We start from the raw sequence: 14333 nt of genomic DNA on the forward strand, positions 1-14333 counted from the left end.
CCCGGCGCCGGGTTCTTTTCGTTTCAGGAGCCCGACATGCCCGATTTTCTCACCCGCTTTTCCTGCCTGCTCGACGTCGGCTCGGTGGCCAATGTCGGGCGGGCCTTCGACATCTACACCGCGCTGATGGCCGAGAACGCTCGCGAGGACCCGCCCGCCGAGCCGTTCCTGCTCTCGCTGAGGCCCGAGCATGGCGCGACGCGCCTTTGGCTTCGCGACCCCGGGACCGCCGATCCGCAGTTGCTGATCACCTTCGTCGGCCGCTGCGCCGAAACCTTCGCGCTCACGGGCACCTGGGGGTTTCAGTGGGCCGGCATCGCCTCGGACCCTGTCGTCGACGGCTTCTCCGGCGGCGCCCATCTGCTCGATCTCGGCACAGGCCGCACGATCGAATGGATGAGCACCAGCCGTTGGCTCGCTGAGGGAGGTGCGCGATGATTCCTGATCACGCGCGCCAACTTCCAGACCATGCTGCGCGCCGCGGAAAGCGGCGACCTGGCATTGATGGAATGCAGAGACGCCGCAACCGGCGAACCGCGCTATGTCATCTGCGCGGTCGGCCGTGACGGTGGCGAATATATGTTCACGCCGTTCGGTCATCTGGCGGACGGTAATCCCTATGACGCTTACCTTCCGCCCAATACTAGCGGCGAGATGGCCGCATGATCCTACCAGACGGCCACTTCCCACTGACCGTTGACGCGGGCAAAGCCGACCGGCCGGTTCTGGGGCGTGGCGTTCGCACTGGTGGTGTCCATCGTGAGCTGCGTCATGCACGTCACGCCAGGCCCGACACCACCCGGCGAACAATCACCCAGCTTCAGCGTCGCATTGGCCAGCGACGTACCCGTGAAGAGGCGATGGCGGCGGACGGCTGCGATGGCCTCCTCTTCTGTTGGCTGCGCGACGCCCGCAACTGCGGCCGCCGATGCGCCGCCGCCGGGCGCCATCACCGGGCGGAGCGCGAACCCCGCCCCAAAGCCCACAACGAGGCAGCCTGCGGCCACCATGCCGATCACACTTCCCTTCATCACCGTCTCCCTTCGGGGCCTCGCTCGGTCGGGCGGACATGCGTCCCCGATCGCCCGGGTCGCCGTCCGCCATGTGTTGGATGAAGGAGTGTAGCGCCGCGCATCCCACCTCGGAAGGCTGCGCGATCAGACGGTCATGCCGCGCGCCAGAGCGAGAGGACGGCCGGGACGGGTTCGAGCCGGTCCAGTCGAGAGAGAGCGCCACCGGTTCGTCCCGATCCGCTCTCCGGAGAACCCCCATGCCCGACACCAACACCAGCACTGACGATTCCTCGGCGCGCGCGGTCGCCCTCGTACCGGAGGCGCGCCGGATGGATTTCCTGCCGCTGCTCTTCGGCCGCCAGCATGTCCTCGTGGCGGAGATGACCGTCTATCACCTGATGGAGCGCCTGAGCCCGCTCGACTATCGTGGCGGTCTCTGGGACTTCTATGAGCGCGACGGCAGGCCGCTATACCTCGCGCCGACCTCGAAGCCCCGCTTTCAGATCGTCTGCGACACCAACGGCTATGAGGGCGAGGTGTCGGCCGACGCCGCCGGCATCATCGCGACGCTTTTCGCCTTCTCCCATCTCTCCTTCAAGTATCCGGTCGATGCGATGTCGGAAGGATATGGCCGCCTTTACGACTACGCCGCAGACCATCCGGAATCCGCCGAGATCTTCCAGGCGATCGACTGAAATCGGCTGTCACCCTCAGCGCCCGGCCTCAGGGTCGGGCGTTTTTTTATGTCGGCGGATCAGAGGAAGAGGACGGCCGGGACGGGTCGAGTTCGGGCGGTCGAGAGAGAGCGCCGCCGGGCTTGTCCCTTCCGCTCTCCCGAGGTTCTTCCCATGAACATTCTGTCTCCCGTGGCCCTCCCGGCCGCGCCCGTCACCCGTGCGCCCCCGATCCTCGCCGTGGCGCTACAGCTTCTCGATCATCTCGAACGCGGCCAGCGCATCGATGCAGCGATCCTCCGTGCAGCCATGGAAGCGGCTTTCGGCGCATCCGACACCAGCGGCGCCTGGGACTGGAAGGCGGCCTATGAGGCATGCGAGGTCGCGACAGTCCTCTTCCTGCGCAAATACGGAAAGGCGCTTTTCCGTAAGGCCACATCTCCGGCTGCACCACTTTCCGCCATCACCAAGATCGCCGGGCTCCTGCCGACGCATACGCGACGCTCGGAAGAATCGCAGGCGCTCCAGCAGTTCTCGACGCCGGCGCCGCTCGGTCTCGCCGCAGTGGCCGCCGCCGCCATTGCTACTGGCGACATCGTGCTGGAGCCGTCGGCTGGCACCGGCCTGCTCGCCATACTGGCGGAGATATCAGGCGGAACGCTCCTCCTCAACGAGCTGGCCGAGACCCGCGCCGATCTGCTCGCTGCGCTGTTTCCGGCCGTTGCCGTCACGCGCTTCGACGCGGCCCAGATCGACGATCATCTGGCGCCGGGCGCCACCCCCTCAGTCGTGCTGATGAACCCGCCATTCTCCGCCATGGCAAACGTCTCCGGCCGCGTGGCCGACGCCGCCTATCGCCATGTCGCTTCAGCACTGGCCCGGCTTGCCGATGGCGGGCGGCTGGTGGCGATCACCGGCGCCAACTTCAGCCCCGACCACCCGGCTTGGGCAGCGGCCTTCGTCCGGCTTCAGGAGCGTGGCCGCGTCGTCTTCACCGCGGCCGTGGACCGCTCGGTCTATGCCAAGCACGGCACGACCATCGACACGCGGCTGACGGTCATCGACAAGCTGCCGGCCGACGATCGTTCGGCGTTTCCCCCTTCGCCCGGCATCGCGCCGGATGTCGACACGCTGCTCGGCTGGATCGAGACGCAGGTTCCGCCGCGTCCGACCGCCACCCTCCCGTCAGTGGCAACCTCGGAGTCTACCGCGAAGCCCCGCACCGTTCGCGGATACCTTGCGCGCACCGCCGCTGCACGTCCGGCCACCCCCGCGTCCATCGAGCCCGAAGGCGTCGAACTCTCCTATGAGATCGTGGACTGGACGCCCGCCGAAGACGGCCGGATCACCGACGCGATCTATGAAGAATACGGATTGCAGGCGATCCGTATTCCCGGTGCGCAGGCCCATCCCACCAAATTGGTCCAATCGGTCGCGATGGCCTCGGTCGCGCCGCCCAGGCCGAGCTACCGGCCCCGGCTGCCCGCCAACATCGTCACCGATGGACTGCTCTCCGACGCTCAGCTCGAAACCGTCATCTACGCCGGCGAGGCGCACTCCGACTTCCTCGCCGGTTCATGGACGCTCGACGAAACCTTCGACGTCGTCTCGGCCGCGCCCGACGATGCGCCGAACGCCGTGCGCTTCCGCCGGGGCTTCATGCTCGGCGACGGCACCGGCGCAGGCAAAGGTCGCCAATCGGCCGGCATCATCCTCGACAACTGGATGCAGGGCCGTCGCAAGGCGGTGTGGATCTCCAAATCCGACAAGCTGCTGGAGGACGCCCAGCGCGACTGGTCGGCCCTCGGCATGGAGCGGCTGCTGGTCACGCCGCTGTCGCGTTTCCCGCAGGGCAAGGACATCACGCTTTCGGAAGCCGTCCTATTCACCACCTATGCCACGCTACGGTCCGACGACCGGGGCGAGAAGCTTTCCCGCGTCAAGCAGATCGTCGAATGGTTGGGCTCCGACTTCGATGGAGTGATCATTTTCGACGAGAGCCATGCCATGCAGAACGCCGCTGGCGGCAAGGGAGAACGCGGCGATGTCGCCGCCTCGCAACAGGGTCGCGCAGGTCTTCGGCTTCAGCACGCCCTGCCGAATGCGCGCGTCGTCTATGTCTCGGCGACCGGGGCGACCACCGTCCACAATCTCGCCTATGCCCAGCGCCTCGGTCTCTGGGGCGGCGAGGACTTCCCGTTCTCGACCCGCGCCGAATTCGTCGAGGCGATCGAGGACGGCGGCGTCGCGGCGATGGAGGTGCTCGCCCGCGACCTGCGCTCGCTCGGCCTCTACACGGCCCGCTCACTGTCCTATGACGGCGTCGAATACGAACTGGTCGAGCACCAGCTCACCCCCGAGCAGACCGGCATCTACGACGCCTATGCCGGGGCCTTCGCCGTCATCCATAACAATCTCGACGCGGCGATGCAGGCCGCCAACATCACCGGCGACGGCGGCACGTTGAACCGCCAGGCCAAGTCCGCCGCCCGCTCGGCCTTCGAATCCGCCAAGCAGCGGTTCTTCGGCCATCTGCTGACCTCGATGAAGACGCCGACCCTGATCCGCTCGATCGAGCAGGACCTGGTCGACGGCCATGCCGCCGTGATCCAGATCGTGTCGACCGGCGAAGCCCTGATGGAGCGCCGTCTCGCGGAGATCCCCACCGAGGAATGGAATGACGTCCGGGTGGACATCACCCCGCGCGAGTATGTCCTGGATTACCTCGCCCATTCCTTCCCGGTGCAGCTATACGAGCCGTTCACCGACAGCGAGGGCAACCTGTCGTCGCGGCCGGTGTTTCGCGACGGCCAGCCGGTCGAAAGCCGCGACGCCGTTGCCCGTCGTGACCGCCTGATCGAGAGGCTCGCTTCGCTGCCACCCGTCCCCGGCGCGCTCGACCAGATCGTCCAGCGCTTCGGCACCGATGTCGTGGCGGAGGTGACCGGGCGTTCGCGCCGCATCGTCCGCAAGTCGGGTGCCGACTCCATGACCAGCCCCGGCGGTATCGATCGCCTCGCCGTCGAAAGCCGTGCCGGGTCGGCCAATCTGGCCGAGACGCAGGCGTTCATGGATGATCAGAAACGCATTCTGATCTTCTCCGACGCCGGCGGCACCGGGCGCAGCTACCACGCCGATCTGTCGGCGCGGAACCAGCGGCTGCGCGTCCACTATCTGCTGGAGCCGGGCTGGAAGGCCGACGCCGCCATTCAGGGCCTGGGCCGCACCAACCGGACCAACCAGGCGCAGCCACCGCTGTTCCGGCCGATCTCGACGGACGTGAAGGCGGAAAAGCGCTTTCTCTCGACCATCGCTCGCCGCCTCGACACGCTGGGCGCGATCACGCGCGGCCAGCGCCAGACGGGCGGTCAAGGCCTGTTCCGGCCCGAGGACAATCTGGAGAGCCACTACGCCCGCGACGCCCTGCGGCAGCTCTACCTGCTGCTGGTGCGCGGCAAGGTCGACGGCTGCTCACTCCAGATGTTCGAGGATGCCACGGGCCTCTCGCTAATGGATTCCACCGGCATCAAGGATGAGTTGCCGCCCATCACGACGTTCCTCAACAGGTTGCTGGCGCTGACCATCGAGCTTCAGGGTGTCCTGTTCACCGCGTTCGAGCGGCTGCTGAACGCCAAGATCGAAGGCGCCATCGCTTCCGGCAGCTACGACGTCGGACTGGAGACACTGCAGGCCGAGAGCTTCGTCGTCACCGATCGCCGGACGATCCACGTTCATCCCGGCACCGGCGCCGAGGCTCGGCTGCTGACCATCACCCAGCGCCAGCGCAACCGTCCCGTGACGCTGGCCGAGGCGTTCGACCATCTCGATGACCCGGGCGCGAGGCTGCTGATCAACGAGCGCTCCCGACGCGCCGCTGTGCAGGTCCCGACCACCAGCATCATGCTGGACGATGGCGAGATCGAACGACGCGTGCGGCTGATCCGGCCGATGGAGGCGCACAATATCCCCATCAAGATGATGGGCGAGACCCATTGGGTGGAGGCCGAGCGGATCGCCTTCGAAACGGCCTGGGATGCCGAGGCCACCGAGGTGCCAGAGTATGCCGATAGCACCATCCATGTCGTCAGCGGGCTATTGCTGCCGATCTGGAAGCGGCTTCCGAACGAATCGACTCGGGTTTATCGTCTCCAGACAGACGACGGCGAGCGCATCGTCGGCCGCCGCGTCTCCCCCGCATGGGTGGCCGGCGCGCTCGCCACCGGCACGTCGACCCTGACGCCCGACCACGCCTTCATGGCGCTGATGGACGGCAAGACCATCCTCGATCTGACCGATGGTCTTCAGCTTCGCCGCGTCCGGGTCATGGGCGCCAACCGCATCGAGCTGTCGGGCTTCACCGACCCCATGCGGGATCGCCTGCGGGCCTATGGCCTCTTCCACGAGATCATCTCGTGGAAGCTGCGGATGTTCGTGCCGACCGATGAGACCGGCACTGCGATCCTCGCGAAGGTGATGGAGCGCCACCCGGTCGAGCGCATCGGCGTGCGGGAGGCGGCGTGATGGCACGGCAGGACGCTTCCGAACTGGCGATCCGTCTCGGCCGACAGGCCGAGGCGGTGTGCCGCCACTATCTCTCCACCGGCCATCGCGAGGGGAGCTATTGGCTGGTCGGCGATGTCCGCAACACCCCCGGCCGCTCGATGTTCGTGCGGCTGAAGGGCGGCGAGACCGGCAAGGGCGCGGCCGGCAAATGGACCGACGCCGCCACCGGCGAGCATGGCGATCTCCTCGACGTCATCCGCGAAAGCTGCGGCCTGGTCGACTTCAAGGACGTCGCCGATGAGGCGCGCGCCTTCCTGTCGATGCCGCATCCCGAGCCGGACCGCCGGCATGATGGCGAACGCAAAGCACCAGCGCCGATCGGATCGCCGGAAGCAGCGCGGCGGCTCGTCGGGATGTCGCAGCCGATTTTGGGCACTGTCGTGGAAACGTATCTACGGAACCGTGCGATTACGGCTTTGCACGGAACCGGAAGCCTGCGTTTTCATCCCAGGTGCTATTATCGGCCCGACGAGTATTCCCCGACCGAGACCTGGCCGGCGATGATCGCATCGGTCACCGATCTCGCCGGACATCAGACCGGCGCGCACCGCACCTGGCTCGCACCTGACGGTTCGGACAAGGCCCCGATTGACACCCCGAGACGGGCGATGGGTGACCTCCTCGGACATGCCGTTCGCTTCGGTGTGGCGGGCGAAGTGATGGCGGCGGGCGAAGGGATCGAGACGATGCTGTCGCTCAGGATGGCGCTGCCCAACATGCCGATGGCGGCGGCGCTCTCGGCGGCGCATCTCTCCGCCATCTTGTTCCCCGACACGCTGCGCCGGCTCTATATCGCCCGCGACAATGATCCGGCCGGCGACGGTGCGATGACGACGTTGATCGAACGGGCGAACGCGGCCGGGATCGAGGCGGTCGTGGTGTCTCCGAGCCTGGGGGACTTCAACGAGGATCTCCGCCTGGCAGGCCTGGACAGCCTCCGGGCAACGGCACGGGTGCAGATCGCGCCGCAGGACGTCGCACGCTTCATGGCGCTGGCGGCATAGGCCGACAGGAGAATGCAGACGGCGGGAGCGCCGTCGTCGGCATCGCTCGGATGATCCCCAGGTCGGAGAGAACCACGCCCCGGCCTTCGAGAGGGCGATCGGCCAGCAAACGGCCCGGCCCGGCAATGTCTGCGGCGGACTATTTTCCGGCGCGGCCGAGAGCCGCTTTCCATCGCGAAACAAAATAGCCCGCCTTCTTCATCCTCCGCTGTGCTCCGGCCCTCCGCTTCGCTGCGGATGCAGGTCCGGCCCGCCCGCCGGCTTTCGTCGCCATGAAGGCCGCGAGGGTCGCGGTCGAACCGACGGAGCATCCCATGAGCGAGCACGACGACTACGAACCGCATCACGCCTCTTCCCCCACGGACCATGTCCTCAGCGAACTCCAGCTTTACGGCTACCGTCCCTTCACGGACGAACCCGATCCCCGGCCACTTCCGGAGGGCGACCATGTCGCCGGCGCCATCGCCGACATCTTCGACGCGCTGATCGTCACCCTGGAAGACACCCGCCTCGAGCCCGACCTCGACGATCTCCTCTGGTCGACCGTCAACGTCTTCCACCGCGCCACCGACCGGATCGAGCGCGAGCTGGACGACAATGAGCAGGCGCAACGCCGCGGCCAGCGCGAACAGGACGGCAGCGAAGTGAAGGCCGTCGAGCTGGAACGCCTGACGGCCGAGGGCCAGACCATGATCGAACGCCGCAACGCCTTCGAGTTGATGCGCGACCAGGCCGCCGAGCACTACGAGCGCCACACCGGATCGAACTGGCGTCCCCGCAGCGGATCGATGGTCAACCACCGCAACCTGACCTCGGCGATGATTGACAGCCGGGACTTCCTCGCCGCCAAGAAGCGCGCCGACAATCAGGTGCTGCTACCCGCCGGTCCGAAGATCGCCTTCACCGGCGGGCTCGATTTCAACGATCACCGCCTGATCTGGGCCAAACTCGATCAGGTCCACGCCAAGCACCCCGACATGGTGCTGCTGCACGGCAAGTCGCCGAAGGGCGCCGAGAAGATCGCGGCCAAATGGGCCGACACCCGCAAGGTGCCGCAGGTCGGCTTCGCTCCCGACTGGACGAAACACGCCAAGGCCGCACCGTTCAAGCGCAACGATCAGATGCTTGACGTCCTGCCGATCGGGGTCATCGTCTTCCCCGGCACGGGCATTCAGGACAACCTCGCCGACAAGGCGAGGAAGCTCGGCATCCCGCTGTACGATTTTCGCCAGAAAGGAGGCGGCGCGTAAGCGCTGCCTTCACAGCATCTCAGGTCGGAACAACGACCTGCGACTGATGATCTTGCCGGACACCACGAACACGCCTTCGCCGGAATAATGCAACGTCTCGGGATGTTTTGGCGACGCGGCGACATGCGCCTTCACCACCTCGAAGATGAAGAAATTGTATTTCTCGACCAGCGCATCGTCGTGAAGGCGGCACTCGAAGCTGGCATGGCATTCGCCGATGAGCGGCGCACTGACCTCGCTAGCCTCTTCCACCGAGAGATCGAATTTGGCGAACTTGTCGATGGCGGCCCCCGACGTGTTGCCGATGCCGACCACAGTATCGGTCAGCGCCGTCGTCGGTAGGTTGATGACGCATTCCCGGCTTTCGCGGATCATGCGGTGGCTGTGATTACCTGCGGAGATCATCAGTCCGACAAGCGACGGCGAGAATTCAAGGATCGTGTGCCAGCCGAGCGTCATGATGTTGGTCGCGCCCTGCCACTTCGACGACACCAGCACGATCGGGCCGGGCTCCAGATAACGCCGCATCTGGCTCACTGGGAAATCGCTTTTTTTGGGAAGCTTCGGCACTGGCGTCCTCGTCGGCTGTTGCGCTTAGCATGACCATACCCGCCCATGTCGGCAGCATCACGGCCGGCAGCATGGCGACGATGCTTTGGCGCGAAAGCATTGAACGGGAGATCCCATCGTGGCCCCGGTCACGGCGGAAAACCACCTCCCGCTTCCATTGCGCTGATCTTTGGTCCGGCCGCTGGCCTGATGCCATCAACCCGTAAAGGGTCGGACTACGCAAAGCGTGCCGCCGCTCCGGCTTTGCCTGCGCGGTGATTGCGGCCATCGGCCGGACACATCGGGCGCCTGTCGCGCGGGAGATGGTCTCCCGCCTCCAAAACAGGAGCCGGTCAGATGTCCCTCAATCAAGCTCACGCCTTCGCCTTCAGCCTCGCCACCACCCTGATGGTCTCGATTGTCATCTTCCAGGCCGGCGACGGCAGCATGGGCGTCATGCCCGCTGGCGAATATGACGGCGAACTCGCCGCGATCGTCCATGAGGTCGATCCCTTCGCCCGCTGATCGCGGGCACGGCGTCACGGCCGCAAGCGGAAGTCCGGCAGGATTTCCGCTCCCGTCCGGCCTTCTCTTTCGCTATACTTGAAACGCGCTGTGGTGGTGGTGGAGGCGCGATCGTCAGCCATGAACGATTGGAGACCACCGCCATGATCATCCTTGCCATACTCGCATCCCTCTTCGCCGTCGGCCTGCTCTGCTGGCTGGTGTTCACGCTTGCCGTCTTCGCTCTGCCCGCCTTTGTCGGCGTGACGACGGGCGCCTGGGCCAACGAGAGCGGCGCCGGCATCGCCGGCGCTGTCGTCGTCGGCGCGCTCGCGGCGGCGATGACGCTCGCCATCGGGCACCTTCTAATCGCCTTCGTCCGCCCGATGTGGCTGAAACTCCTCGTGGCGATCGCCTTCGTCGCCCCGGCGGCGGTCGCAGGTTTCCATGCCACCCATGGCATCGTGAAGCACCTGATGCCGTCCGAGGGGTGGCAGATAGCATTCTCGATCATCGGCGCCGCCGCGGTCGGGATCACCGCCTTCGTGCGGGTCGCTGGAATGGCGGCGACCCCTGGCCCATCCAGCCGGGATCTCGCTCGAGCATGATCTTCGTCGACGTCGTTGCGGCGGACAGAACAGCACCAGGCGAAGCACGTCCTCGTCGCCTCCTGGGTTGCGGATGAAGCGGTTGGTGCTAATCGACGACCGTCCCGGAAAGCGACCCGCGTGGGAGCGCTCGGGGGCAACACCGGCAGCGCACCCGTTCGTGCCCCGAAGGCAGACGCTATCCCGGTGGCGATGGACGGAGATGCTGGAGCAATGCCCTGTCGATAGGAGACGAAGCTGCTAGAGCCTGCCGTGGCGCCGGCTTTGCCGGTGCGGGAGGGCCGCCATTTTCTCCGTTGTCTGACCGTGCCTCGACCGCTCCAAACGGCCTCTTCAATGGCCTGATCTGGCCGAAGGTCGGCTGCGCCTCGATCGCCTATGACGCAACAGCCGCGTCAAACTTTCTTCCCCTGCCGGCTGCGCCGTCATTCCGCGCGGACCAAGAAAGCCCTCCTTAGCTGTCCAGCCCCTTCGGGGTGCGCCGTCGATCGCCTCCGGCCTGTCGATCGCCATCGAGGCCGCAATGGTGCGGGCTCGGGAACGGAAAACGGAGACTTACCATGGCGACCATCGGCACCTTCAAGAAGACCGGCTCGAACGAGTTCACCGGCGACATCGTCACCCTCAGCGTCCAGGCCAAGGGCGTGCGCATCGTCCCCGACCAGCGCGCCAACGGCGAGAACGCCCCCAGCCACCGAGTTCTCGTCGGCCGCGCCGAGATCGGTGCTGCCTGGTCCAAGCGCTCCAACGAGGGCCGCGATTATCTGGGCCTCAAGCTCGACGATCCGAGCTTCAACGCCCCGATCTACGCCAACCTCTTCGACGACGAGGACGCGGACACCTTCTCGCTGATCTGGTCCCGCCCCAACGGTCGGCGCGGAGACTAAGGCCCGAACAAAGGCCCCGGCCAAAAGGCCGGGGCCTTAGCCCGTGGCTGCGACCCGCCGGGACTCTTACTCGCACCAGGCTTGGGCTGCAGGAGAAGCCCCACGCCGCCAACGGTGCAGTGCGATGCGACCGAATCAGTCGGGCCCGAAATTCTAGAAATGGCCCTAGTGTCTGTGGCGACAGAGGTAGTTTGGCTTCCTTCTCTCGCCAAGGACGACTATAATAGTCGTAGTTCTGGCGTGCGAGTAGGTCCGAGTGGGAGGTGATCATGCATGATCACCGCCCGACAATCGAGGGCCGCACGCGCGTTGCTGGGTTGGACACAGGAGACGCTCGCTGACAAGGCCCGGGTATCGCTAACCGCTCTGAAGCGCCTCGAATCGACAAACCGTCTCGAGGTGTATGAGAGCACGCGCGATGAAGTCCGACGGGCTTTTGAGCGTGGCGGGATCGTCTTCCTGAACTCCGACCAAGGCGTGGGAGTGATGGTGGTCCATGGTAAGGACAAGGCCTGAGTATCGACGCGCCGTGACAATCGCACGGTCTCTCGTCTTTGGACCTTGCGCCTCGGACGCGGTAAAATCAGCGTTAACAAACCCCACCAGAATGGATACATCTCTGCACCGGGGGACGCTGTGACCAAAGACAACTTTCTCGATAAACCGCCGGGCGGCGCTTCGCTGACCGCCTATGACGAGGCCCACCTCAAGCTCTACGTGCGCCTGCTCGATGCAGACGCCGATGGCGCTGATTGGCGAGAGGTTGTGCGGGTTCTCTTCGGTCTCGACCCCGACGGCGAGCCTAATCGCGCCGCCGAAGTCTACAACAGCCACCTGGCCCGCGCGAAATGGATGACTGAAAGCGGCTTCTGCCAGCTCCTCGGCCGCCGCGCACACTGAGTGAAGCAAATCCAGCATCACGTTGATGCAACTCAGTTCTTCCCGCTCTGTGTTCAACTTGGAATCGTATCCTCTGCATAACTCGCGTTGCATCAAGTCAAACGGGAGGCTGCGGAGGATGTCCGAAGATAGCGATTGGCGGTCAGAGGCCGCCTATGACTACATAGACCAGCTCACGCCCAGCGACCTTGCCTGGGAGTTCCTGCGTCGCAACCCCGAATACCGGAGTTCATACGCGCAGCTCGTGGCCACTGGACAGATTTCACCCGAAGCCGCCGCCGCCTTCGCGCGGCACTGGGGGTTGCATTTTCGCTGCCGATCCACACGCCAGCGCCCTGTCTCAACCGATCTTCTGGACCCCACAAGTCGATCCCGGCGCAATCGTCCTCGCCGATGGGCCACTCCCTGACGGACGCTCCATCACGGCCGACATGCTGCGTTTGCACGCGACGCTCCAGCATGGCGCTGATCTTCTCAGGCTCGAACTGCGCGGCGAACGCTACGACATCATGCTCGTCGATCCAGATGCACGGGGCCCACTCGGAGTCCACGTTATCTTCGATGACCTGACGCCAGATCGGAAAACGACGCTTGAGCGCTTCTGGAAGGCGATGGCCGGCAAACGGGTGCCGCGCGACCCTCGGCTGACACTGCAGCGCCATCAGCGCGCTCGGCAGATGCTTCGTGTGGTCGACGCTCGCGGCATGGGGGCGACCTATCGCGAGATCGCCGAAGTGATCTTCCCAAATCACACGCATGACGCCGCAAAATGGGTGGACAGCCCTTTTCGCGTGGCCATGAACCGCCTTGTCCGAGATGGCACGGCATTCGTTCGCGGAGGATACCGCACGCTCCTGCGTCGTCCACGCCGCGCTCGCTGATCGACGCAAAGGGGTCGGCGATAAGACCTTAACTTCGTTCCTGCCCAGAACGCCGTCTTCCCGCCACCGTGCTCGCAACCCGCCGCTCATCCGATGCGGCCACCGCGAGACCCCGGAGGCGCGATCATGGCCGAAACAGCCGCCAATTTACCGCAACGCTATCTCAGGACGCAGGAAGCCGCCCGCTTCCTCGGCCTCTCCGAGCGCACGCTCGAAAAGCACCGAACCTACGGAACCGGCCCCACCTACCGAAAGCTGGGCGGCCGCGTCGTCTACGCGGTGGAGGATCTCCAGACCTGGGCAGACCGGGGCCTCGTCACCTCGACCTCCGACCCCCGCGCCGGCACCGTGCTGCCCGCCAAGCGTCAGCCGGCCGCTCCGGCCGCTGGCGGTCGCTTCCCGCGCTGAGACGACCGGCCATGTCGTCCCGCCACCACCATCGCGACGAACGCGCGCAGCTCGATCTGTTCCGGGCGTTGCCCGGCGATCTCGCGCCACGCGATGCGCAGGATCTCATGGCCTATCCCTTCTTCTCGCTCGCCAAGTCCAAACGCCTGGCCCCGATCGACTTCAAGTCGGGCTCCGTCAAAATTCGCGTCGAGGCCGTCCCCGAACACGGCATGGCGACCATCTGGGACGCCGACGTGCTGATTTGGGCCGCGTCGCAGATCGTTGAGGCGCGCGACGTCGGGCTGCGCCCATCGCGACTGATGGCGACCACCCCCTATGAAATCCTCAACTTCATCGGACGTGGTGTCTCGCTGCGCGATTACGACCGACTGAAGGCCGCGCTCGACCGGCTTCAGTCCACGACCGTCGCGACCTCCATCCGCCAGCCGACTGAACGCCGCCTGCATCGCTTCTCCTGGATCAACGAATGGAAAGAGCGCGCCGACGATCGCGGCCGCCCGCTCGGTCTCGAACTGATCGTCCCCGACTGGTTCTACGGCGCGGTCCTAGACGACGCCCTCGTCCTCACCATCGACCGCAGCTATTTCGATCTGACCGGCGGATTGGAGCGGTGGCTCTACCGCTTGGTGCGCAAGCATGGTGGCAAACAGGAGTTCGGCTGGAGCTTCGACTTCCCGCATCTCCACGCCAAGTCCGGCAGCCTCTCACCGCTCAAGCATTTTGCCTACGACCTGCGCGACATTGTCCGTCGCCAGCCGTTGCCCGGCTACCGCCTGACCATCGAGCAGTGCCTCGGCGGTCCCGAAATTCTCTCCTTCGCACCGACCGATCCGGACGCCTTGGGCGTGCCGCGCCGTCGTCGTCGCGCCAACCCCCAGCCTGTGGATAAGCTGTGAAACACCTCGTGCTATCAGGGACCGGCACTATCGTGCCATCGGGGACCGGACTCTCGTGCTATCGGGGACCGAAATCGCCGAATCTGCCTGCTGAATCAGCAACTTGCAGGCCCCGTAACTTATCTAACCAGAATTACTACGTAATTCTTCTAACGCGACCGCACTTTTCGGCCGCTGTGGACGAGTCCCCGAT

Annotated in this window: 16 protein-coding genes and 1 pseudogene; 15 read left to right on the forward strand and 2 right to left on the reverse strand. The window is 65.6% G+C overall.

Annotation, left to right across the window (positions count from 1 at the left end; genetic code table 11):
• Positions 1-36 precede the first annotated feature (36 nt).
• The gene (locus RBJ75_RS08310; protein WP_044417139.1) at positions 37-438 is read left to right on the forward strand and encodes a hypothetical protein; all 402 of its coding nucleotides are present in this window, start codon (positions 37-39) and stop codon (positions 436-438) included.
• Positions 435-666: pseudogene (locus RBJ75_RS08315) on the forward strand (DUF6117 family protein). Before RBJ75_RS08310 ends, RBJ75_RS08315 begins: the two are co-directional and overlap by 4 nt.
• Positions 667-668: 2 nt before the next feature.
• Here RBJ75_RS08315 and RBJ75_RS08320 read toward each other — a convergent pair.
• Entirely contained in the window at positions 669-1031 is a 363-nt protein-coding gene (locus RBJ75_RS08320) for a hypothetical protein (protein ID WP_234707523.1), read from the reverse strand.
• A 239-nt stretch (positions 1032-1270) separates the two neighbouring features.
• On the opposite strand from RBJ75_RS08320, the gene RBJ75_RS08325 reads away from it, so the two are divergent.
• From RBJ75_RS08325 to RBJ75_RS08340, 4 genes are all read left to right on the forward strand, one after another.
• Positions 1271-1708 carry an antirestriction protein gene (locus tag RBJ75_RS08325; protein ID WP_044417141.1) on the forward strand — a complete coding sequence of 146 codons (438 nt, stop codon included), beginning with the start codon at positions 1271-1273 and terminating at the stop codon, positions 1706-1708.
• 153 nt (positions 1709-1861) lie between these two features.
• Positions 1862-6208 (forward strand): strawberry notch family protein, encoded by a 4347-nt coding sequence (locus tag RBJ75_RS08330; RefSeq protein WP_317528878.1) that lies wholly within the window; start codon positions 1862-1864, stop codon positions 6206-6208.
• Positions 6208-7254 carry a toprim domain-containing protein gene (locus RBJ75_RS08335; RefSeq protein ID WP_276156550.1) on the forward strand — a complete coding sequence of 349 codons (1047 nt, stop codon included), beginning with the start codon at positions 6208-6210 and terminating at the stop codon, positions 7252-7254. The genes RBJ75_RS08330 and RBJ75_RS08335 overlap by 1 nt, the downstream gene beginning before the upstream one ends.
• A gap of 314 nt (positions 7255-7568) precedes the next feature.
• The gene (locus tag RBJ75_RS08340; RefSeq protein ID WP_276156549.1) at positions 7569-8504 is read left to right on the forward strand and encodes a DUF2493 domain-containing protein; all 936 of its coding nucleotides are present in this window, start codon (positions 7569-7571) and stop codon (positions 8502-8504) included.
• Between the two features lie 9 nt (positions 8505-8513).
• On the opposite strand, the gene RBJ75_RS08345 is transcribed toward RBJ75_RS08340, so the two are convergent.
• Positions 8514-9032, reverse strand: coding sequence for a flavin reductase family protein (locus RBJ75_RS08345; protein ID WP_411194519.1), 519 nt, complete (start codon positions 9030-9032; stop codon positions 8514-8516).
• Positions 9033-9410: 378 nt separating this feature from the next.
• Here RBJ75_RS08345 and RBJ75_RS08350 point away from each other — a divergent pair, with 378 nt between their 5' ends.
• The 9 genes from RBJ75_RS08350 (at position 9411) to RBJ75_RS08390 (ending at position 14140) form a co-directional block, all read left to right on the forward strand.
• A complete protein-coding gene (locus RBJ75_RS08350; protein ID WP_167522629.1) occupies positions 9411-9578 on the forward strand; it encodes a hypothetical protein in 168 nt (55 codons plus the stop codon).
• 143 nt (positions 9579-9721) lie between these two features.
• Positions 9722-10165, forward strand: coding sequence for a hypothetical protein (locus RBJ75_RS08355; RefSeq protein ID WP_044414411.1), 444 nt, complete (start codon positions 9722-9724; stop codon positions 10163-10165).
• A 560-nt stretch (positions 10166-10725) separates the two neighbouring features.
• The gene (locus tag RBJ75_RS08360) at positions 10726-11052 is read left to right on the forward strand and encodes a DUF736 domain-containing protein (RefSeq protein ID WP_044414410.1); all 327 of its coding nucleotides are present in this window, start codon (positions 10726-10728) and stop codon (positions 11050-11052) included.
• Positions 11053-11325: 273 nt separating this feature from the next.
• Complete coding sequence (locus tag RBJ75_RS08365; protein WP_276156547.1) at positions 11326-11568, forward strand: multiprotein-bridging factor 1 family protein; 243 nt, start codon at positions 11326-11328, stop codon at positions 11566-11568.
• A gap of 120 nt (positions 11569-11688) precedes the next feature.
• Positions 11689-11952 (forward strand): DUF2285 domain-containing protein, encoded by a 264-nt coding sequence (locus RBJ75_RS08370; protein ID WP_080901132.1) that lies wholly within the window; start codon positions 11689-11691, stop codon positions 11950-11952.
• 118 nt (positions 11953-12070) lie between these two features.
• Positions 12071-12361 (forward strand): transcriptional regulator domain-containing protein, encoded by a 291-nt coding sequence (locus RBJ75_RS08375; RefSeq protein ID WP_234707467.1) that lies wholly within the window; start codon positions 12071-12073, stop codon positions 12359-12361.
• Positions 12362-12383: 22 nt separating this feature from the next.
• A complete protein-coding gene (locus tag RBJ75_RS08380) occupies positions 12384-12833 on the forward strand; it encodes a DUF2285 domain-containing protein (protein ID WP_152647785.1) in 450 nt (149 codons plus the stop codon).
• Between the two features lie 126 nt (positions 12834-12959).
• Positions 12960-13241, forward strand: a complete 282-nt coding sequence (locus RBJ75_RS08385; protein WP_044414549.1) for a helix-turn-helix transcriptional regulator — start codon at positions 12960-12962, stop codon at positions 13239-13241.
• 11 nt (positions 13242-13252) lie between these two features.
• Positions 13253-14140, forward strand: a complete 888-nt coding sequence (locus tag RBJ75_RS08390; RefSeq protein WP_044414548.1) for a replication initiator protein A — start codon at positions 13253-13255, stop codon at positions 14138-14140.
• The last annotated feature ends 193 nt before the right edge of the window (positions 14141-14333 follow it).

This window comes from Rhodopseudomonas sp. BAL398 (genome assembly GCF_033001325.1).
Classification (GTDB): domain Bacteria; phylum Pseudomonadota; class Alphaproteobacteria; order Rhizobiales; family Xanthobacteraceae; genus JARJEH01.

What these genes read in the sequence shown, in the direction of transcription:
- RBJ75_RS08330 (WP_317528878.1), top strand. Translation starts at nt 1,862, where the DNA reads ATGAACATTCTGTCTCCCGTGGCCCTCCCGGCCGCGCCCGTCACCCGT.
- RBJ75_RS08375 (WP_234707467.1), top strand. Translation starts at nt 12,071, where the DNA reads ATGTCCGAAGATAGCGATTGGCGGTCAGAGGCCGCCTATGACTACATA.
- RBJ75_RS08365 (WP_276156547.1), top strand. Translation starts at nt 11,326, where the DNA reads ATGATCACCGCCCGACAATCGAGGGCCGCACGCGCGTTGCTGGGTTGG.
- RBJ75_RS08310 (WP_044417139.1), top strand. Translation starts at nt 37, where the DNA reads ATGCCCGATTTTCTCACCCGCTTTTCCTGCCTGCTCGACGTCGGCTCG.
- RBJ75_RS08340 (WP_276156549.1), top strand. Translation starts at nt 7,569, where the DNA reads ATGAGCGAGCACGACGACTACGAACCGCATCACGCCTCTTCCCCCACG.
- RBJ75_RS08335 (WP_276156550.1), top strand. Translation starts at nt 6,208, where the DNA reads ATGGCACGGCAGGACGCTTCCGAACTGGCGATCCGTCTCGGCCGACAG.
- RBJ75_RS08390 (WP_044414548.1), top strand. Translation starts at nt 13,253, where the DNA reads ATGTCGTCCCGCCACCACCATCGCGACGAACGCGCGCAGCTCGATCTG.
- RBJ75_RS08320 (WP_234707523.1), bottom strand. Translation starts at nt 1,031, where the DNA reads ATGAAGGGAAGTGTGATCGGCATGGTGGCCGCAGGCTGCCTCGTTGTG.
- RBJ75_RS08345 (WP_411194519.1), bottom strand. Translation starts at nt 9,032, where the DNA reads ATGCGGCGTTATCTGGAGCCCGGCCCGATCGTGCTGGTGTCGTCGAAG.
- RBJ75_RS08325 (WP_044417141.1), top strand. Translation starts at nt 1,271, where the DNA reads ATGCCCGACACCAACACCAGCACTGACGATTCCTCGGCGCGCGCGGTC.
- RBJ75_RS08355 (WP_044414411.1), top strand. Translation starts at nt 9,722, where the DNA reads ATGATCATCCTTGCCATACTCGCATCCCTCTTCGCCGTCGGCCTGCTC.
- RBJ75_RS08380 (WP_152647785.1), top strand. Translation starts at nt 12,384, where the DNA reads ATGCTGCGTTTGCACGCGACGCTCCAGCATGGCGCTGATCTTCTCAGG.
- RBJ75_RS08360 (WP_044414410.1), top strand. Translation starts at nt 10,726, where the DNA reads ATGGCGACCATCGGCACCTTCAAGAAGACCGGCTCGAACGAGTTCACC.
- RBJ75_RS08385 (WP_044414549.1), top strand. Translation starts at nt 12,960, where the DNA reads ATGGCCGAAACAGCCGCCAATTTACCGCAACGCTATCTCAGGACGCAG.
- RBJ75_RS08350 (WP_167522629.1), top strand. Translation starts at nt 9,411, where the DNA reads ATGTCCCTCAATCAAGCTCACGCCTTCGCCTTCAGCCTCGCCACCACC.